The organism is Fibrobacter sp. UWB2, from assembly GCF_002210425.1.
GTDB lineage: Bacteria > Fibrobacterota > Fibrobacteria > Fibrobacterales > Fibrobacteraceae > Fibrobacter > Fibrobacter elongatus.
This window is the reverse complement of record NZ_MWQK01000006.1, coordinates 1-18,838: the sequence shown is the minus strand read 5'-3', so window position 1 is coordinate 18,838 and position 18,838 is coordinate 1. Positions and strand designations below refer to the sequence as shown.

Below are 18,838 nucleotides of genomic sequence, written 5' to 3'. Positions count from 1 at the left end.
CTGCGCTCAGCACAAGCTCCGGCGGGCATGACAGCAGATAACAAGAGATCCCCGATTAAATCGGGGATGACAAAGTAACTAGAATCGTCCGATGGTAAGGCCTGCGTAGAATCCCGGCCACCAGCGACCTTTATGGCTATTGCAGCTTACGTCATCGTGGTAATCGCCAAGCGGCTTGAGCAACAGCTTATTCAAATAGCCTTCACTCGTCAAGTTCAGCGTACCGCCCACTGAGAGGCCAAAACCCGGGAACACCTGGTACACATAACCAACGCGACCGCGATGGTGGTATCCAGACTTCCAATCATCTTCGTCCACTCCAAATTTATCGTAGACGTTGAAGAACGTGTATTCCAGTTCCCAATGGCTTCCGTATTTTCCGAACTGGGTACCGATACCAACACCGTGTTCATAGAACTTTTCGAATTCCTTAAAGATATGCCCTTTCTTGAAGAATGCGGCCCATTCAATATTCGTATAGAAATAAGCCGTACCCAAATGAACTGATCCACCAAGCGCACCCATTTCGTTGATGTAAGGCGTCACGCTCCACACGCCGTTTCCGACAACGTTGATGATGCCAACCGGAGACTTTTCGCAATGAGCGCAGATATTGACAATACCCCACTGGCGACCCTTTTCCTTAGTCGCGTAGTTGACAACGCCGACCTGAAGATGTTCGTTAACATGGGTTGCGTTCACACCAGCCGCAATCTGGAGCTTAGAATTCGTGGCATAGTTGACACCTGCAACAACTTGCATCTTTGCCGCCTGAGCCACGTTCAAGCCAGCCGTCACCTGCAAATCCGTAGCACGAGCGTAGTTCACACCAGCAGAGACCTGCAAACCATTCAGCGAATCAACGGCCACGTTCACGACACCAATCTGCGCACCCGAGGACTTGTCCTTCGCAATGTTCACAACCGAGCTCACCTGCGCACCATCAAAAGACCCTGCATAGTTAGCCACAGACGAAAGCTGAGCGCCTTCAAAGTGGTCTTTTGCCACGTTCACAATCGTTGTCGCCTGCAAGCCGTGCATTTCCTTTTGAGCAATATTTGCAAACAAGCTCACCTGCGTACCCAACATGTAATCCTTCGTACGCGTAACGAACAAGCCCAACTGCAAGCCCTTACGCGGATCGCTATCCGTATTCACGAAGTTAAACGTCGTACGGAACTTACCGTTATGATCCAGGGAATCAAGCGAGCAAGCAATCGTATCGCCGCCTGGACAACTTCTATTGCCGCCAATTTCGCCACGGAACACCGTCTGTTCAGCCACAACACTCGTGAAATTGCCCATCGAAATCTTTTCGCGCTTGCCGTTCACAAGAGCAACAGTTGCACCCATGTAATCGGTCTTCTGCTGGAGATTCACCGTGTAATTTCCTGCCGGGAGGCCAAGGCTCATCGCATGACCTTGCTTTTTATTGAGTTCTGCAACGAGTTCGCCATCGGCATCGCGAATGTAAAGTCGACCGCCAACGCTTTCGTCCAAATCGAGACCTGCGCTTGTCGCACGCAAATCGGTCATCACCACGTCACCCGTACCCGCAAGGTTCATATCACGGCTCGGATGCTGTGCGCCACCCAGCGTCGTTTCCGTCTTTTGCAATGTTTCATTGAACGCGAACTGGTACGCTTCCGAGAGCGTCACGCGGCCATCGCTACTCAAGTCGCCTGCGCCACGGAGACCGCTCACAAGCGAGTGCGTAAAGAACGAACCCTTGAGCTTATCGCTTTCCTGGCTAGATTCATCTTGCGTACTGCTCGTGATAAACGCATAGCCCTTCATGTCGCTGCTCTGGTCAACCATAAAAGCAGGCACCGCCTTACCGCCCTTCACACGGGTAATTGCACCAGAACCGCAAGCATCAATCACTGCAATCTTTACATCGGCACTGAGGGCGTCAATGCGATTGCGCAAGTCTTTCCAGGCATACGTTTCTTCGCCCAAGCGAAGGCCCTTTTCATCAGCATGACCACTGTAATAGACGAGCACTTCGTCGCGGCCGTTAGACGCCTTGTCCTGCAAAATTTTTGCATCGAGATTCGCAAATTCCTTTTGCAAAGCAACAACAGACGGTTCCTTCACAAGAATCACGTTCTGCGGGAGCACACCTCCCATTTCCTTGAGCACCTTGGCAAACGAACGGGCATCACTTTCCGCATAGCGAAGCATCGGACGGCCTGCACCACCGTTATTGGCACTCACGGCAACAACATAGCGATTGATACGGCCCTCTGTCGTCGCATTTGCGGCATTCGCATTAGATGCAAAAACCAACAAAATGAGCATAAATGCAAAAGACAAACCAGACAACACCCCAAAAGCCTTATTCGACATCATAAACATTATTTACCCACCTTCTTGAGAGTAAAACCAATCACCTTCACGTCGCTTCTCTTAAGCAACTTATCAACATCATTTTCTTCAACCGCAAACTCCTTGGGAGAAGTCACGAAGAAGAACTTTTCAAAGTACGGAGCATCATCAAGCTTGTACGCAAACGGGAGAGAATTCATCTTGCCCGGAGCAAGTTCAATCGCCTTCACGCCATCGCCCATGTGGAGAGTCAGAGCGCCATTGCCGTCCATGCTAAAAAGGAGTCCAAAGCATTTTTCAGGAACGGCATAGCGCAACTGGATTTCATCGCCTTCGCCGACAGAATCAAGATCGTTCAGCTGGACAATCCCGGCAGGAGTCTTTTTCCATACTTCCATGCGGGCGTCAAGTCCCTTGATTCGCGTGTCGGATTCATTTTCGGCAAGAGCAACCTGCGTGTTTTGCGAACCATTGACAGCGGCGACATCGCCACCCACGCGTTCGTTCATCACGGAAGTTTCGCGCTGGGCAAAGAACGCGACCAAGGCAATCGCAAAAACGAACATCGCCGCAGCCGCAAATTTCACGAGCGTGAAGCGCACCGCATTTTTCGCAGCATTTTTCGCGGCAATCCCGGCAGCACCCGTTCCAAGATTCGCGCGACCTTCCTCAGCAGCATCCGTTCCAAGATTCGCGGCAAGCGTTTCAAACGGCAACTTGCTCAAAATTGCCTTGTTGTCTTCGCGGAGCATTTTTACGCGATTTGCAAATACCGCATCATCCGCTTCAAGCTCGCGAAGCTTATTCATTTCTTCTTCCGGCAAATCGCCAGTCAGGAATCGTTCTAATTTCCAATCGGGAATCATCACTGAACCTCCAGAGTTTTAACTTTGGCCTGTAACCCGCGCAAACGCTTGCGCACACCGCTTACCGAGAGCCCCACTTCACGGGCAGTCTCTTCGAGCGTCATTCCATCGACAAAATGGAGGACTGCCATTGTGCGGCTAGATTCGGGTTCCTTCGAAAAGAGCTTTGCCAGCACATTTTTCGTTTCGTAATCGTCATGCTCGTCTTCGGCACAGGCGATGCTCAAAAGCAGGCTAGAAGAATCTACGTCAAGTCCACGACGGCGCTTGTCACGAATGCGGTTGAGGCAAAGTCTCGTTGCCGTATTCCACAAAAGGCTGCTCGGCGATTCCATATCCAGGCGTTCCGATGCAGAGTAAATCCGCAAAAAAACGTCTTGCATGAGGTCGCTAGCTTCAGCGTCATCGCGAAGGAGTTGCAAGCAGCGCCTATAGACCATAGGCGCGTACTTCTCGTAAATCTTTGCAAATCCTGCTTTTTTTAAGGTTTCTAGGCTTTTCACGTTTATGTAACACCGGAGGTATTCAAAAGTGTTACCATAAAATTTAAAAAAAAATTTAAACCTAATCTGTCATTCCCGCCTCCGAGCGGGAATCTCCTTTTTTTCAAGCTCAAGAAGGCGATGCCCTCCCCATACGCGGATCATGCTCACATAAGTGCTAGTTGCATTCAAGGCGAGTGTCGCGACAGGCTGCTTGCAGACTGTCATGATTGAGCCGAAGATGCTGACGCAAAGCGTCAAAGCACTAAGTGATCAAAGAGATTAAATCGGGCATGACAAAATAACGCTAAATCGTGTCTGAACTGCGCAAAGTTTGCATGGAACGGCGGAAAATTTCCTTGCCAGAGCCAATTTCAAAGAAATACTTGAAAATTCCAAGATCGACCTTGCTAAAAAAGCCCAAACGCTTCTCCGCAAAAACGCGGCCACTCTCGTCAACGCTAAATTTAGCCTTGAACTGGTTCAAAGCCGACGGCGCAAGCATCACGCAGTCAATTCCCTTCTTGAACCAATCCGGAGATTGATCGTAATCCGGCGCAATTCGCGTCACAGGCTTCATCGGGTGCTGCACGCCCTGCGTCTCCCCATTGCCAATCGCAATCACAAGCTCCAGCTTTTCGCCATCGTCAATTTCAATCGTCGGAGTCTTCTTGAACGTAAGCCCGACCACGCAAGTATTGAGCCCAATCATCTGCGCCAAAAGCACGATATCCGCCGTCGCATACCCCACGCGTTCATCGAGCGAAGCTTCGCACCCTGCCACAGACTTTTGACCCGCAATCGCAATGTAATTTGTCACATTCCGAAACGATCCGTAATGCGCCAAACGCCCACTAAATGCCACATTGTCATTTAAAACAAGCTGCATGTGGAGTGCAAAATTTTCATTCAACCGACGAATCCGCGACTGCAATTCCTCAACCTGTTCCTTGGTCAAAGGCGTCGAAGCATACCTACGCACAGAATGTCGTGCTAAAACAGCCTCTTCAATAGTCATAAATTCTCCTTCTCAAAAGCTCCCAAGAATTACTATTCTAAACTACAATTTTACAGCTCAATTGTCTCGTCATCACTCTTGATAAAATCAATTAAGCGCTCCAACGTGAGGGCAGCCCCCATATTCCCCGCATCGGCAACACCTTCCGCCCGCAAGGAGCACTCCCAGACAATCGCCACGCGATACCCCAAGAGTGAAAGTTCGTGTTGCGTTTTAATATCGCGCACAATGTTGCGGTCAAACTTGTCGTTCCAAAATGCAGAATTCGACTTCGGGCGACTCGTGAGCTTGCAACCGTGCTGGTGCCAAAAACACCCGTTCACAAAAATCGCGACCCCATACTTTTGTACGAAAATATCCGGCGTCCCCGGCAAATCCCGACGGTGAAGCCGATAGCGGAATCCTGCCTCAAAAAGCGCTTTGCGCACAATCATCTCGGGCTTTGTATCCTCCGAATGGACCGCCTGCATCATCTGCGAGCGGGTCATCGGCTTGCGAGACCTGCGCCTTTTTGCCGCCTTTTTCTTGGCACTCGATTTTCTTGAAACTTTATCCACTATCGTGTTCCCAATTACGTTAAAAAAGATAAATTTAATTGCGTAACAACAGTGTAATTTATTTTGATTTCTTTTAATAGCAGGCACAAAATGAAAGTTCAAGACCGCTTTTTAAAATACGTGAGCTTCACCACCACCTCCGACGAGAATAGCGAAAGTTGCCCGAGTACCAAGCAGCAACTTGAACTCTCCAAGTTCTTGACCGAGGAGCTCGAACAGATTGGACTTTCACAAGTGAAGATGGATGAGAACGGCTACGTCTACGGACTTCTGCCCGCCACCGAAGGCCGCGAAAGCGACACGCCTATTGGATTCATCAGTCACATGGACACGTCACCGGACTTCTCGGGCGTGAACCCGAAACCGCAAATCATCGAAGATTACGACGGCGAAGATGTTCCGCTCAAAGGCTCGGGTGCCATGCTCAAGGTCGAGGACTTCCCCACGCTCAAATGGCTCAAGGGCCGCACACTCATCACGACTGACGGCACAACGCTCCTCGGCGCCGACGACAAGGCAGGCATTGCCGAAATCGTGACCGCCATGGAAGAGCTCATCGAAATCGACCGCCACGCCGAAAGCCGCGGCTACGAGAACCTCTCAGGCCACGGAGACATCTGGGTCTGCTTCACTCCAGACGAAGAAATCGGACGCGGCGCCGACCGTCTGGACTTGAGCTATTTCACGGCTAAATACGCCTACACCGTCGACGGCGGATACGAAGGCGACATCGCTTACGAAAACTTCAACGCCGCAAGTGCCACCTTCAAGATTCACGGCAAAGGCGTGCATCCCGGCGAAGCCAAGGGCATCATGAAAAACGCAAGCCTCATGGCCGCCGAAATTGCGATGGCGCTCCCCGAAAACGAAACACCCGCCACCACCGAAGGCCGCGAAGGATTCTACCACCTGACCGACATGCAAGGCGACGTGACCGAAGCGACACTCAGCTACATCGTCCGCGACCACGACCAGACGCGATTTGAAGAACGCCAGGAATTCCTACGCGAAATCGCCAAAAAGTTTAACGAAAAATTCGGCGAAGGCTCTATCGAGCTCGAGCTCAAGCATTCCTACAGCAACATGCTGCAGATCATCGAAAAAACGCCCGAAGTCCTTGAACGCGCCCGCACAGCCATCGCCGCCGAAAACATCACGCCGGTAAGCGACCCTGTGCGCGGCGGCACCGACGGCGCCAAACTCAGCTTTATGGGACTCCCCTGCCCAAATCTCGGCACGGGCGGCTACGGCTACCACGGTCCCTTCGAACACGTGACCGTCGAAGGCATGGAAACAGTCGTCCGCATCATCAAGAGAATCGCCACCAGCAGGGGTTAAAAGCCCCGAAATCATTCCAATTTGAAATAATTAGCCGTTTGAAATCCTTGTAATATTATTATAAATTTCCCCAATGGAGGGAAGAATGTTACAAGGTTTACTTTCTTTTGAACTATTGGGACTCTCGGGGAATGCGTGGTTTACAATAGCTGTAATCCTCGCGCTTTTTGCGTCCATGATGTTTTCAAAATTGCGCACCGACCTCATCTTTGTCGCCGCCATGTCCGCTTTATTCATAAGCGGAGTCCTTGATGTCAAGGGTGCATTTGGCGGTTTCTGCGCACCGTCCGTCCTCGTTATCGGCGTCCTTTTCGCAGTCATTGCAGGCCTCAACCAGACTGGCGTTTTAAATTGGATTGTCAAGCACCTGATGGGCACCCCAAAAACTCTCACGGGAGCCATCACGCGCCTCATGCTCCCCGTTGCCCTTTTAAGTTCTCTCCTCACCAACACGACCATCGTTGCCTTGTTCATCAACATCGTGAAGATTTGGTCCAAAAAGCTCGGCATTTCGCCGTCCAAGCTATTGATTCCGCTCAGTTACGCATCTGGAATGGGCGGCATCTGCACCTTGATCGGAACTCCGCCAAACCTCATTATTTCAGGGCTCTACACCGATGCGACCGGCATCCATCTCGGGATTTTCACGACAACGATTTGCGGGCTATTCTGCCTTGCTGTTGGCATTTTGTCTGTCATCGCACTGCAGAAGCTCCTCCCCGAACGCAAGTCCCCGTTAAGCGGGCTCAGCGATGACGAAATGACACTCGAACTCTGCGTGCCCTCAAAACATAACTTTATCGGCATGACCTTGCGAGAAATCTACGACAGCAATCCGCTCGGTTTCGAGAAAGACAAGAACGGCATTCTCGCCATCCGCCGTTTCGATAACGAAGTCGAAGTTGCTACCCCCGATTCCATCATCATGGGCGCAGACCACATCATCGTATCGGGCAAGGCGGAGCAACTCCAGTGGATTTGCAACAACCTCAACTTGAAAAACGAGCATCTGGAAGGCGTCATTGAAAACGCAGCCGTCGGAAAAAAATTTGGAAAGAAAACCGTTATTTCCGCAGCAATCATGATTGCCATGGTGCTCCTTTCGGCATTTAACATAATGCCATTACTTTCGTCTTGCATACTCGCTGCCGCAGCCATGATCCTTTTCCGTTGCTGTTCAAGCACGCAAGCAATGAACGCCATCAACTGGGAAATCATCATCGTTTTTGCAGGAAGCATTTGCCTTGGCAAAGCGCTTGAAATCACCGGTGTCGCCTCAAAAATTGCAAACAGCATTTTGAGCGTGAGCGGGAGTAACCCCTACATTACACTTGCCATCATGTGCGTTGTCGCAACCTTCATCACCGAATTTATCAGCAACACGGCAGCCGCAGCATTGTTCTGCCCCATTGCATTGAGCGCCGCGAGCGCCCTTGGCGTGAACCAGCTCACATTCTGTATCGCACTCATGATTGCCGCAAGCAGTAGCTTTGCTACCCCGATTGGCTCCCCCACCCACATGCTCGTTTACGGCCCGGGCGGTTACCATTTTACAGATTTTGTTAAAATCGGCCTTCCGATGAATTTTATCATCCTAGCCGCAAATATATTTATAACAACTTTGATTTTTCCCTTTTAATAATATAAGTTAAAGTTATCAGTTTCATCAAAAAAGATTATACATTAAACATACGGAGGTTCATATGCATATTTCATTCATCATATTCAATATCTTTGTTCTCATTGTCATCGTCGTCGCTGCATACGCACTAGGGCGTAGAATCAGCAAAGAAACCAAGCAGAATGCGCCCGAAGCTTTGAACAACACGCCTTACGACGACTGCATCAAGGAAAACGAAGCCAAGTTCAAATACGGGACTTTCACGGACGCCCGCGATGGAGAAACGTACCGCACCATTCAAATCGGAAACCAGGTCTGGATGGCAGAAAACCTGCGTTTCAAGACCGAAGGTAGCTACGCTCCGAACAACGATGAATCGAACGTTGCAAAGTTCGGTCGTTTGTACACATGGACAAAGGCTTTGGACATTCCTGATGAATACGCTGAACAGTCTACGGCAAAAGATATCGAGATGTACAACAAAATCAAGGACAAGAACTACAAGGGCATTGCCCCAGAAGGTTGGCATATTCCGAGCAACAAGGAATGGGAACAGCTCCTCAGCAATCTTGACGCCAAGTCCGATGGTGGCGAGCTGCGTGCCAAATTCATGTGGAAGAACAAGGGCAAGGATACGTTTGGATTCTTCGCGCTCCCAGCCGGTTACCGCTTTGACAACGGCAACTTCTGCCATTTCAGCAGACGCGCCCGTTTCTGGAGCAAGGATGAATACGGCAAGGCTAATGCATTCCGCCTGAGCATTACCAACAATTCCGTTGATATCGAAGGCGTGTACAGATCCGACGCTCTCTCGATCCGCTGCGTGAAGAACGTGTAATAGTCGCGTTATCTCGTCATCCTGAGCGTAGCGAAGGATCCAGTCAAGTTTCGATAAAACAATTCTTTTAACGTAAAAGTCCCTCGCGAGTATTCGCGAGGGCTTTTTGTGTTTTTGTAAGTGCGTTTCCGTTCCGAGGAGGGGTGTTAGTTGGATGAATCGTTGCCGTGAACGTAACTTACAAAAGCAAAGCGTCTGCTGTCGGGAGCCCAGGAATTGACATTGATAGTTCCTTGACCGCCGAAGAGTTTAAGAATCGTTTGCGGTGCAGACCAAGAATCTGCAGGGAGTGAGCAATTCGATTCTACGGGGAGTGCGCGGCGCATCAAGCGGAGTTCCACATTCTTGTTAGGCACATGTTCGCCCGGGCGCACATCCGTTTCTGTGTACGCCACCATCACGACCTTTTGACTGTCCGGCGAAATATGCGGGAACCAAGTATTCCAATGCAAGTCATGCGTCATCTGCGTTTGTTCGGAGCCATCCGCCTTCATGCAGAAAGCTTGCATACGCCCAGAGCGCTCTGAATTAAACCAAATATATTCGCCATTGCAATCATATTCAGGACCGTCATTCAGTCCAAATGCAGTCGTGAGGCGAGTTTCGTTACCGCCCGCCGCCAGAATTGTGTAAATGTCATACGAGCCGTTGCGTTCGGCACAGTACGCAAGCGTTTTTCCGTCAGGCGTGATTCCATGCAAATAGCTTGGCGCAAGGGGCGTCACCAATCGCGGTTCGCGGCCATCAAAATAAATCTTGTAAATGCGGGAAAGGCCGTCTTCTTTGGTGTGGTGGCTCACGTAAACGCCGCTGCCATCTGGGTCAAGAACGTGGTCGTTATTGCAGTTGTCCACATAATGACTTTCGATTTTTGTCACCTCGCCTGTTGCAAGCGTGTACTTGAAAATGCGACCATTGCTATTGTACGTGAGGAACGTTCCGTCTGCACTCCAGTTCGGCGCTTCAATCACGCAGTCGAATTCCTTGAGAACTTTTGCTTCGCCCGTTTCGATATCGAACACTTGCAAAATAGACTTGTCGCCGTTACGATTCCACGTTTCACCTGGAGAAATTTCAAACGTGTAGCTCACGCCAAACAGCTCGCGAATTTTGTCCATGAGCGTCATGAATTCCATCGTTTTGGCATGAGTCATTTCCGGGCGCTCCCAAACGACGGAGTACGCCGGGCCGTCGCAAATTTCGTGCCGGAACTGTGCGGGATTTTCAATCGCTTCCTTGCAAGCGAGAACTTCGTATTCGTAGCAATTGCAGAGGCGCGGAGGTTCAACAGTTTCAACGACATTTCCGGCATCATCAAGCAATTCCAGTTTCACCATATCATTCAAGTTCTGCACGCGGATTTGCCCAGCCGTTCCGTAAATCACGCCCTCGTTATGCGTCGGCGAGACCATTGATGTCTTAAGATATGCTTTTTGGCCGTTTTCATACGTGAGATTTATCCAGTCGCTCGCATCCACGCCCGTCTTGAACTTGACGCATTTGCAATCCATCGATGTAATTTCGTTGCGAACAACTTTTCCATCAGCATCAATACGCTCACCGAGGAACAAGTCCGCAAACGTAAGGCTGTAAATACCGATATCCAAAAGCGCACCGCCCGCAAGCGCAGGGTCATGCATACGGTCCCTATCGCTAAGTTTCATCGAGAAATCAGCTTCGAGCGTTTCAACATTTCCAATGCGACCGTCGCGAATCCAGCCACGAATCGTCTCTAGCGCAGGCAAGAATCGCGTCCACATCGCTTCGCACAAAAAGACGCCCTTATCATGCGCCAAAGAAATCACTTCTGCCGCAAGTTTTGCATTCGCCGTAAAAGCCTTTTCGACAAGAATATTTCGGCCATGTTCAATACAAAGTTTTGCAAATACATGATGATGCGAATGCGGCGTCGCAATATAAATCAAATCGATTGCAGAATCCGCAACAAGTTCCTCGTAACTGCCATACGCTTTTTCAAAGCCATATTCCTTGGCAAAAGCAGTCGCCTTTTCCAAATTGCGGGATGCCACGGCGTAGCATTCCACGCCCATTCCCTGATTTTCCAAAGTCTTAACAGCGGCAGCCATCTTTGTCGCAATATGACCACACCCAAGAATCGCAAATTTTAAATTTTTCATATCATAAATATAAATCGCTCGCGCCCAAAACCGCCAAAAAATTTTGCACCCCCTGTTTACCGCTGTAGCCGAATAAAATCAAACCCGTTTTTCAGTTGCCGTCCACATTCAAGTCTGTCATGCCCGCCACCGCGCGGGCATCGCCCTCACCGTCAAACGCTCTAGAATTTGATATATTTCTCACCATGAAGCAGATCAAAACAGTTGCAGTTGTGGGTCTCGGGGCTGTCGGCGCCGTTGTGGCAGAACAGCTCTTGAGCGTTCTCGGGAACAAGCTTTATTGCGTGATGGACGCCGAACGCAAGGCGCGATACCAAGCAAGCGGAATCGTCATCAACGGGAAAAAGGCGGACTTCAACTTTGTCACGCCGGACGAAGTCCCGGTCGTTGACCTTGTGATTTTTGCGACCAAGAATTTGCAATTCAACGAAGCGCTAGCAGAAGCGAAAAATGCAGTCGGACCGAACACAGCGTTACTTTCGCTTTTGAACGGAGTGCATTCCGAAACAGAAATCGAGCGCGTTTACGGTACTGAAAAGACGTTGTACGGATTCATCGTCAATTTGCAGTCCATCAACAAGCACGGGAACATTGACTGCGCTGGCCGAGGCATCATCCTCTTTGGCGAAAAAGACAACCACCGTTCCGAACGTATCGAAGCCATCCACCAGCTTTTTGAAACAGCGCACATCGTCCACAAGATCCCAGAAAACATCCGCTTGGAAATGTGGAAAAAACTCTTGATGAACACGGTGTTCAACTCGATCGGAGCCATTTGCCGTTCGACATTTGCGGGTTTCAATTTCCCGGTGATGCAATCGCTTGTGCGTAAAATCGGGAACGAAGTCATTCAAGTGGCGAACGCCGAAGGCTTTGCGCTTACAAACGACGACCTAGAAGAAAACTTGCGCCTCACATGCAACTACACACCGCTCGGCAAGTGTTCCATGCTGCAGGATATCGAGGCCGGACGCAAAACGGAGAACGCGTATTTCTGCGGAACCATCAGCAAGCTCGGGAAGGTACACGGGATTCCGACGCCCTACTGCGAATTCTTAGGCGAACTCCTCGAAGGGACCGAGCTCGCGCGAGAATTGCTAAACAAGAAATAATGGATCCCCTCCCAATTGTAGACTCAAGAAATTATGGATCCCATCGCTACGCTCCAGGATGACAAGGTCGAGGATGACGGAGAAGCAGGATTGCGTCACTCGCAAATGACAGTGATGCTATAGATGTTTCACAACTTCGATGTCAGCGGGGAGCCAGCTGACAGTGTTTAAGTTTGTGCGGTCAAGCCATTTGGCGTCTTCATGTTCCAGGAGTTTCGGCTTGCAGCCTGCAGCGAGCGAGCAATAAAAGCAATGCATCGTCAGGTGAAATTTCGGGTAATCGTATTCCACCGTGCAAATTTTTTCGCCAACATTTACCTTAACAGCAAGCTCTTCCTGGAGCTCACGAATAAGCGCCTGCTCCGGAGTTTCACCAGGTTCCATCTTGCCGCCCGGAAATTCCCAGCCATCTTTTTGGTCGCCATACCCACGCTGCGTGGCAAAAATGCGCCCGCCATCCGTGATAACACCCGCGACAACTTCTATCGACTTCATGGTGTAAAATGTAGAAATAACAAGATTTAGCGTCAAAAATTGCCTAAAATCACAATAATTCTGCTTATAAGAATTTTTTATAGCAAAAACTATTGACTTTTCAAATTAAATTTTATAAAATTTAATTGTACAAAACAAAACAGTGTATATGGAGAAAAAAATGACAATCTACGACTTCACACTTACCGACGGTAAAGGCAACGAAGTTCCGCTCTCAAAATTCAAGGGCGAAGTCATGCTCATCGTGAACACGGCAACCGGTTGCGGATTCACCCCGCACTACAAGCCGATCGAACAGATGTACACGGACTTCCACGACAAGGGCTTCGAAGTCATCGACATTCCATGCAACCAGTTCATGGGCCAGACCCCTGGCACAGACGACGAAATTCATGAATTCTGCACGCTCAAGTACGGCACCACGTTCCCGCAGATGAAAAAATCCGACGTGAACGGCCCGAACGAACTCCCGCTCTACACCTACCTGAAATCCCAAATGGGTTTTCAAGGTTTCGGGTTAGGAATCAAGGCCGCCGCAATGGCCATGCTTCTGAAGAAGATAGACAAGGATTACAAGAACAATCCTGATATCAAGTGGAACTTCACAAAGTTCGTCATCGACCGCGCAGGCAACGTTGTCGCCCGTTTTGAACCCACTGCCAAAATGGAGGACGTACGTTCTTGCGTTGAAAAGCTACTTTAGGAGGTGCAATGATTTGTCCTCAACTAAAACTTGAAAATCAACTATGCTTTCCGTTGTATGCAGTATCCAAGGAAATCACGCGTCGCTATACGCCTTTCTTGGAACCGCTCGGCCTCACCTACACGCAGTACATCGTGATGCTCGTGTTGTGGGAAGAGAAAAAGTGCAACGTCACCGAGCTCGGCCAAAAGCTCTACCTCGATTCGGGAACGCTCACCCCGCTCCTGAAAAAGCTCGAGAGCAAAGGCTACATCACGCGCACCCGCGAAGCAAGCGACGAGCGTTGCCTTTCGGTAAGCCTGACCGATGAAGGTGAAAAGTTGCAGCACAAAGCAGCGAGCGTTCCTAAGTCCATGGCAAGTTGTGTAAATTTGTCAGAAGACGAAGCAAAGTCGCTTTACTGCACGCTTTACAAAATCTTGGAAAGCCTTAGGAAAGACGCATGATAAAAATCTTGTTCGTATGTCACGGAAACATCTGCAGAAGCCCGATGGCAGAATTTGTAATGAAAAAGTTGGTACGCGACATTAGTTCGTCCGCAAAACAAGTCACGACGAACACAGCGTTAACCGCCGCCGACTTCGAGATAGCATCTGCAGCGACAAGCACCGAAGAAATCGGAAATCCGGTGTACCCGCCCGCAAGACGTATGCTCTCCAGTCATGGCATCGACTGCAGCGGGAAAACGGCACGCCAGATGACCGTCGCCGACTACAACCATTACGATTACATCGTGCTCATGGATCAAAATAACCTGCGGAATCTCCGCTGGATTTTACCCCGTGACATTTACGAACGAGAACTCGCACAGTATCAAGAAGCCCGAGAACCTGCACAGAAACAAGATGCGCGCGATTCACGAGCTCACAAAGTTTCACTCCTTATGGATTGGGCGGGCAAAAACCGAGATGTCGCTGATCCCTGGTACACAGGCGATTTCAACGCCACCTGGCAAGACGTCAACGAAGGCTGTACCGCCTTGCTACAGCACATTTTGAAAAATTCATAGACTCCTCATAGACTCCTACAAAGAAGCCGGCTCCATAAGGAACCGGCTTTTTGGCGCAAGTTTTAAACAAACTTTAGCGAATAAAATTTTTAACCTATTTCACCGAAATTCGCAACATTTTTCCGCCCGTTTGAGGCTTTGCAATGTAGGTTCCAGGGCGCTTCACCGTAGCTGAAATTTTTGAGCGCAAACTTTCGGAGCCGAACGCCTTCAATTTTGCAACAAGGCGACCTTGCATATCGAACACATCATAACTAGCCTCATGCGGAACAGCGTGCAGCGTAGGCTTTCCAATCGCAATCGTCTTTTCGCTTTCAAAGTTCAGCCAGTCGATATTGACGTAGTTTCCGACAATTTCAAGCTTGAGTACATGCTCGCCCGCAGAAAGACTCATCTTCCCGGCATCGACCGTCGAATAAGTTTCCCAGTCCGCGCCTTGCGGGAACGCGACATTGTCCAAGGCGACCTTGCCATCGACATACAGCTTCATGCCCGTATTTTCCGAAGAAGTCGCATAGCGGACTGAAACCGCGTAATCTTCTTTTTCAGCAACCTTCACAGTGTACTCAAGCCATTCGCCCTCTTGCGTGTAACCAACGGCATAGCCATCGCCGGCCTTCACAATATCAACAGCGTCTTCGCGATATTCACCACCCTTGTTGTCATCATCCAAATCAAGATAAGCCTTGCCCGAACCGCCTACATCGTAATTTTCGACTTCGACTTTACCAGGAATCTCCATAGCCGTATCCTTGTAAGGGGCTTGCGGAATAATCGGCGTGATATACACACGATAGCCATACTTTGTATTCGTGATATTTACAGGCACCGTAATCTTTCCGCCACTGACATCGTAATCCTTATTTGATACAGTCGTGGTCGAAGGCACTGCCTTGTCCTTATTTTCCCATACAACATATTCTACAGAGACATTTACCTGACTGCCAAATTCTGCAGGGATGCCCGAAATATTCACATTCACATCGCCCTTGGTGTTGCCGCCAAGCACGATACTTGCAAAGCCCTTCTTCTTGTCGAGAGCGGCAAAACCGTCCACGCCATCGCTCTTGTCGTTCGGCGGGGTCACTTTAGCCATGTAACCACTCATGTCGCCATACCACTTATAAAGCCACCAGCCGCCACCACGTTCATTGTCCTTGGTGAGAAGGCTCCCCAAACGACCTGGAAGCGGTACAAACCACCAGGAAATCATTGCGCTTTCGACGCCGTGACGTTCAAACTTTGCAATAAACGGCACCGACAAGCCCGGGCAACCTTCTTCGGAATGCTCCGTCGAAGAATATTCGTTGATGCTCAGCGGACGCGGAGTCACGTTATACTTTTTTTCAAGCGCGCGGTAGGTTTCGACAGCTCCAACAAAGCCACCACTCCCCCACTGGTGCCAGCTCACGACATCGGGCAAGCAGTTATTCTGTGCACAATACTTGATAAACGCTTCCATTTGCGAAGCGTGGTAGAATGAGTACGAAGGGCCGATAATCTTTGCACCAGGGTCCATCTGCCGAATCAAATCGTAAGTCTGTTTCCAGAGACCGGAATTAAAGTCGATATTCGATTTCCAAGTGTCATTCGGCTCGTTCCAGATTTCGTAACCGTCAAAATTCTTGTTGTTTGATTTAAGCTTGTCGTTGATGACCGATTTTACTTCATTTTTCCAGTGGTCCATATTCTGGAACTTGTACGGCCATCCCGGCAAAACGTCAGCAAGGCGAATCTGAATTTTCGCACCGATGCTTTCGACACGGGGTGCCACAAGGAAAGCCCCTCCAATCGGCTGTTGGCGACCGTTACCGCTGCGCGCCGGAGAAAGGAACACGTTCGGCTTGAGCGGGGCGACATCACGCTCGATATTGCTCGGAAGACTCTCAGTAAGGCCATAAAGCGAGCCCGTCGCCACATGCGTCACCGGCTTGATGCTATCGCCAAGACTTACACCCAGATTCACCGCGGCCTGAGAAGCAGAAACCGCCAAAAATAAAAAGAGAAATTTGTTTTTCATACCACATCCTTTTTACCACAATAAAAAATACCCCCATAAAGGGGGTATTTCACAGCAATTTGAGCGTTTTTTATTGTCGGATTGACAAAACTACTTGCAAGTAAAACCTAGCAATTCAAGCCCGGCCCGCATCTCGCCGTAAGTCGAAGTGCGCTTCATGTCCATCGCCTTCATAAACCGGCAATCGTTGTCTATATGCATCTGGAAACCCGTCATCGTCGGGGCCACCTCGCCCTTGCCACTTGCACGGATATGTTCCATCATCTGGTCGCGCCTGTCGAACTGCTCCGGCGGCACAAACACATCCGTCACGATATCAACATTCTCAATTTCTGAATCGCTGAACACAAACGAAATCGTCACAAGATTCTTGAGTCCATTGAACTGGCCATCTACCTTGCAGACAAGATTCTTGTGCGCATTCTTCTTTTTCGGTTTGCTCTTCGCCTTTTGCGCAGCACTTGGCTTCGGCGTGTAATCCAACGCGCTCAGAAGCTCCGGTTCCTTGACGACGCCCACACGCTGGTTTATAATGCGACCGTCCTTGATGAAAAAGAACGTCGGAAACGCCCGAATTGGGAGCGTATTCTTGATTTTCTCGATATTAGGCTCGTCAATCCCGATAGATGCAATCTTGATATCGCTGTAATTTTTCGCAATACCGATAAGCGTCGGAATCATGACAAGGCACGGCGGGCAGCTCGTTGACGAGACTTCCAAAATCACAGGCTTCTTGGAATGCAGAATTTCCTTTTCGAAATTGTCATCGTTGATTTTAACGATTTTAATATCTTCGGATGCCCCTGCCGCGAGAACCGCAGACACAACAAAGATAGCGACCTTCATCGCCAAATTTTTTCTAAAACCGATCATTTTCGTTTCCTTATTTTTTTATCGACAAGATACAAAAAAGCCGACCCTGCGGCCGACTTTTCCATCCATTCCAAGGATTTAGATTACTTTGCGCAACCCGTGCCGAGAGTCCCCATCATCACACTCACACACTGGGCTTCTATCGCAGCCGCTTCTGCACTGCCTGCCGGATATTCAAGGCATTCGCCAAAGACACCCGGGACATCGCAAGAAACCATCGCGCCTGTTGCCGGAGTATCAGTAGTGGGCGTGCCTGTAGCAGGCGTATCAGTTGCAGGAGGATTCGTGGCCGGAGCTGCATTTTCACAACCCGCCACAGGATTGCCTAAAGTCTGCATATCCCACTGAGCGCCATTGCATTGAGCCAATTCAGAATAACCCGTGACAGCGACAGTTGCGCACTTGTTCACAGTCTGGGAACAAGTGTAGTTGTTATCCAGATCAAAGAACTTATCAACACTCGCCGGGAGCGTATCCTGTTTCGGACCTGCAGCCGGAGCGTTTGGCGAACTATCGTCACTACAGGCAACAAACGAAGCCATAGCAAAGGCAGCAATAGGAAGAATCAGTTTTCTCATAATGTGTACTCCTTAAAATAATTGGTAGGGATAAACTACAAAAAATACGAACAAAAAACAACAGATAAAGTGTTGAAATTCTATCACTTTTCTTTCATACGCTCTAGTTCCTTCCGTTTTTCTTCCGACTTCTTTATCACCTCCTCCAGCGTATAATCTTCCTTACTAAAAAAGAACGTATTCGCGCCCAAGTCTTTCAGCGAAGCTCCGAAATGATACGCAGTATCATCGATAAATAGAAAACGGTCATGCATTCCATAACTCGGCAGAATCTTAAGCGGATAGTCTGCATACTGCGCATTATACGTTGCCAAATCCACTTCAAAAACCTTGCTTTTATCGTAGGTGTAGATGGTCGCCGACACATCCTTGCCGCGTTTAAGCATCATCGCGAGAACCTTCTCATCCACGTAACGGTCAACAAGGACAATCCGCTTTTTCGCCTGACGAATCAGCCCACACACAAATACGTAAGCATCAAACATTTGGTTATTGTAATACAGCCCCTTCGACTGCAGCTCTCCGCGATCCATTGCTTCGAAAACAGCATCAAATTTATGGTCGTGGTCCAGCAAACGCGCGTCCTGCTCAAGCATTTTGGACTCCACATTGGACAGGCGGTTGACCAAGCCGCCATTTCTGAGCAGAACATGCCGCATTTCAACGAAAGCCCGCATAATAGCAACATTAATCTTGGTTGCAGCTTTACTTTTTAGTGCAGAAGCCAACATTGCTACACCCTGCTCGGTAAAAGCGTATGGGAGGTATTTGGAGTGTTGCCCACGGCCATTCTTTAAGGTGCCATTTGGGGATGCGGACGAATAGTTGGACACAACTAGAGGACGCATCATGCATTTTACCG

18 protein-coding genes and 1 pseudogene are annotated in these 18,838 nt (G+C 49.4%); 7 read left to right on the top strand and 12 right to left on the bottom strand.

Going from position 1 to position 18,838, the window contains the following annotated elements:
- Positions 1-78: 78 nt before the first annotated feature.
- The 5 genes from B7982_RS12215 to B7982_RS12195 form a co-directional block, all read right to left on the bottom strand.
- Positions 79-2,301 carry a caspase family protein gene (locus tag B7982_RS12215; protein WP_158213010.1) on the bottom strand — a complete coding sequence of 741 codons (2,223 nt, stop codon included), beginning with the start codon at positions 2,299-2,301 and terminating at the stop codon, positions 79-81.
- A 56-nt stretch (positions 2,302-2,357) separates the two neighbouring features.
- On the bottom strand, positions 2,358-3,197 hold the full coding sequence (locus B7982_RS12210; protein ID WP_144065966.1) for a hypothetical protein: 840 nt from the start codon (positions 3,195-3,197) through the stop codon (positions 2,358-2,360).
- The gene (locus B7982_RS12205; RefSeq protein ID WP_088631061.1) at positions 3,194-3,697 is read right to left on the bottom strand and encodes an RNA polymerase sigma factor; all 504 of its coding nucleotides are present in this window, start codon (positions 3,695-3,697) and stop codon (positions 3,194-3,196) included. The genes B7982_RS12210 and B7982_RS12205 overlap by 4 nt, the downstream gene beginning before the upstream one ends.
- A gap of 286 nt (positions 3,698-3,983) precedes the next feature.
- A complete protein-coding gene (locus tag B7982_RS12200) occupies positions 3,984-4,694 on the bottom strand; it encodes a nitroreductase family protein (RefSeq protein WP_088660997.1) in 711 nt (236 codons plus the stop codon).
- A 50-nt stretch (positions 4,695-4,744) separates the two neighbouring features.
- Positions 4,745-5,251 (bottom strand): very short patch repair endonuclease, encoded by a 507-nt coding sequence (locus B7982_RS12195; protein WP_088661171.1) that lies wholly within the window; start codon positions 5,249-5,251, stop codon positions 4,745-4,747.
- A gap of 90 nt (positions 5,252-5,341) precedes the next feature.
- On the opposite strand from B7982_RS12195, the gene pepT reads away from it, so the two are divergent.
- From pepT to B7982_RS12180, 3 genes are all read left to right on the top strand, one after another.
- Positions 5,342-6,589: a peptidase T gene (pepT, locus tag B7982_RS12190; RefSeq protein WP_088660996.1), complete on the top strand. Its 1,248-nt coding sequence runs from the start codon at positions 5,342-5,344 to the stop codon at positions 6,587-6,589.
- A 175-nt stretch (positions 6,590-6,764) separates the two neighbouring features.
- Entirely contained in the window at positions 6,765-8,228 is a 1,464-nt protein-coding gene (locus B7982_RS12185) for an SLC13 family permease (protein WP_233138539.1), read from the top strand.
- A gap of 64 nt (positions 8,229-8,292) precedes the next feature.
- On the top strand, positions 8,293-9,048 hold the full coding sequence (locus B7982_RS12180) for a fibrobacter succinogenes major paralogous domain-containing protein (RefSeq protein WP_088660994.1): 756 nt from the start codon (positions 8,293-8,295) through the stop codon (positions 9,046-9,048).
- Between the two features lie 146 nt (positions 9,049-9,194).
- On the opposite strand, the gene B7982_RS15240 is transcribed toward B7982_RS12180, so the two are convergent.
- Entirely contained in the window at positions 9,195-10,139 is a 945-nt protein-coding gene (locus B7982_RS15240; RefSeq protein ID WP_369833102.1) for a transporter, read from the bottom strand.
- A gap of 690 nt (positions 10,140-10,829) precedes the next feature.
- Positions 10,830-11,186: pseudogene (locus B7982_RS15235) on the bottom strand (Gfo/Idh/MocA family protein); the annotation flags it as partial.
- Positions 11,187-11,371: 185 nt separating this feature from the next.
- Between B7982_RS15235 and B7982_RS12170 the strand changes: the two are divergent.
- Complete coding sequence (locus B7982_RS12170; RefSeq protein WP_088660992.1) at positions 11,372-12,298, top strand: ketopantoate reductase family protein; 927 nt, start codon at positions 11,372-11,374, stop codon at positions 12,296-12,298.
- A 117-nt stretch (positions 12,299-12,415) separates the two neighbouring features.
- Here B7982_RS12170 and B7982_RS12165 read toward each other — a convergent pair whose 3' ends face one another.
- Positions 12,416-12,793 (bottom strand): (deoxy)nucleoside triphosphate pyrophosphohydrolase, encoded by a 378-nt coding sequence (locus B7982_RS12165; protein WP_088660991.1) that lies wholly within the window; start codon positions 12,791-12,793, stop codon positions 12,416-12,418.
- 160 nt (positions 12,794-12,953) lie between these two features.
- On the opposite strand from B7982_RS12165, the gene B7982_RS12160 reads away from it, so the two are divergent.
- The 3 genes from B7982_RS12160 to B7982_RS12150 are packed head-to-tail and all read left to right on the top strand — an operon-like array spanning position 12,954 to position 14,505.
- Positions 12,954-13,496 carry a glutathione peroxidase gene (locus B7982_RS12160; protein WP_072827801.1) on the top strand — a complete coding sequence of 181 codons (543 nt, stop codon included), beginning with the start codon at positions 12,954-12,956 and terminating at the stop codon, positions 13,494-13,496.
- 8 nt (positions 13,497-13,504) lie between these two features.
- Positions 13,505-13,942, top strand: a complete 438-nt coding sequence (locus tag B7982_RS12155; RefSeq protein ID WP_088660990.1) for a MarR family winged helix-turn-helix transcriptional regulator — start codon at positions 13,505-13,507, stop codon at positions 13,940-13,942.
- Positions 13,939-14,505, top strand: coding sequence for a low molecular weight protein-tyrosine-phosphatase (locus B7982_RS12150; protein WP_088660989.1), 567 nt, complete (start codon positions 13,939-13,941; stop codon positions 14,503-14,505). Before B7982_RS12155 ends, B7982_RS12150 begins: the two co-directional genes overlap by 4 nt.
- Positions 14,506-14,599: 94 nt before the next feature.
- On the opposite strand, the gene B7982_RS12145 is transcribed toward B7982_RS12150, so the two are convergent.
- The 4 genes from B7982_RS12145 to B7982_RS12130 form a co-directional block, all read right to left on the bottom strand.
- Positions 14,600-16,525 carry a carbohydrate-binding protein gene (locus B7982_RS12145; RefSeq protein WP_088660988.1) on the bottom strand — a complete coding sequence of 642 codons (1,926 nt, stop codon included), beginning with the start codon at positions 16,523-16,525 and terminating at the stop codon, positions 14,600-14,602.
- Between the two features lie 90 nt (positions 16,526-16,615).
- Positions 16,616-17,398 (bottom strand): co-chaperone YbbN, encoded by a 783-nt coding sequence (locus B7982_RS12140; RefSeq protein WP_088660987.1) that lies wholly within the window; start codon positions 17,396-17,398, stop codon positions 16,616-16,618.
- Positions 17,399-17,481: 83 nt separating this feature from the next.
- The gene (locus B7982_RS12135) at positions 17,482-17,976 is read right to left on the bottom strand and encodes a hypothetical protein (RefSeq protein ID WP_088660986.1); all 495 of its coding nucleotides are present in this window, start codon (positions 17,974-17,976) and stop codon (positions 17,482-17,484) included.
- 83 nt (positions 17,977-18,059) lie between these two features.
- Positions 18,060-18,838, bottom strand: a 779-nt coding sequence (locus tag B7982_RS12130) for an ORF6N domain-containing protein (protein WP_233138538.1), incomplete at its 5' end; no start/stop codon positions are given.

Excerpts from the sequence above, each read along its gene's own strand:
- B7982_RS12170 (WP_088660992.1), top strand. The coding sequence starts at position 11,372 with ATGAAGCAGATCAAAACAGTTGCAGTTGTGGGTCTCGGGGCTGTCGGC.
- B7982_RS12155 (WP_088660990.1), top strand. The coding sequence starts at position 13,505 with ATGATTTGTCCTCAACTAAAACTTGAAAATCAACTATGCTTTCCGTTG.
- B7982_RS12160 (WP_072827801.1), top strand. The coding sequence starts at position 12,954 with ATGACAATCTACGACTTCACACTTACCGACGGTAAAGGCAACGAAGTT.
- B7982_RS12165 (WP_088660991.1), bottom strand. The coding sequence starts at position 12,793 with ATGAAGTCGATAGAAGTTGTCGCGGGTGTTATCACGGATGGCGGGCGC.
- B7982_RS12150 (WP_088660989.1), top strand. The coding sequence starts at position 13,939 with ATGATAAAAATCTTGTTCGTATGTCACGGAAACATCTGCAGAAGCCCG.
- B7982_RS12200 (WP_088660997.1), bottom strand. The coding sequence starts at position 4,694 with ATGACTATTGAAGAGGCTGTTTTAGCACGACATTCTGTGCGTAGGTAT.
- B7982_RS12140 (WP_088660987.1), bottom strand. The coding sequence starts at position 17,398 with ATGATCGGTTTTAGAAAAAATTTGGCGATGAAGGTCGCTATCTTTGTT.
- pepT (WP_088660996.1), top strand. The coding sequence starts at position 5,342 with ATGAAAGTTCAAGACCGCTTTTTAAAATACGTGAGCTTCACCACCACC.
- B7982_RS12215 (WP_158213010.1), bottom strand. The coding sequence starts at position 2,301 with ATGCTCATTTTGTTGGTTTTTGCATCTAATGCGAATGCCGCAAATGCG.
- B7982_RS12145 (WP_088660988.1), bottom strand. The coding sequence starts at position 16,525 with ATGAAAAACAAATTTCTCTTTTTATTTTTGGCGGTTTCTGCTTCTCAG.
- B7982_RS12135 (WP_088660986.1), bottom strand. The coding sequence starts at position 17,976 with ATGAGAAAACTGATTCTTCCTATTGCTGCCTTTGCTATGGCTTCGTTT.
- B7982_RS12185 (WP_233138539.1), top strand. The coding sequence starts at position 6,765 with ATGATGTTTTCAAAATTGCGCACCGACCTCATCTTTGTCGCCGCCATG.
- B7982_RS12180 (WP_088660994.1), top strand. The coding sequence starts at position 8,293 with ATGCATATTTCATTCATCATATTCAATATCTTTGTTCTCATTGTCATC.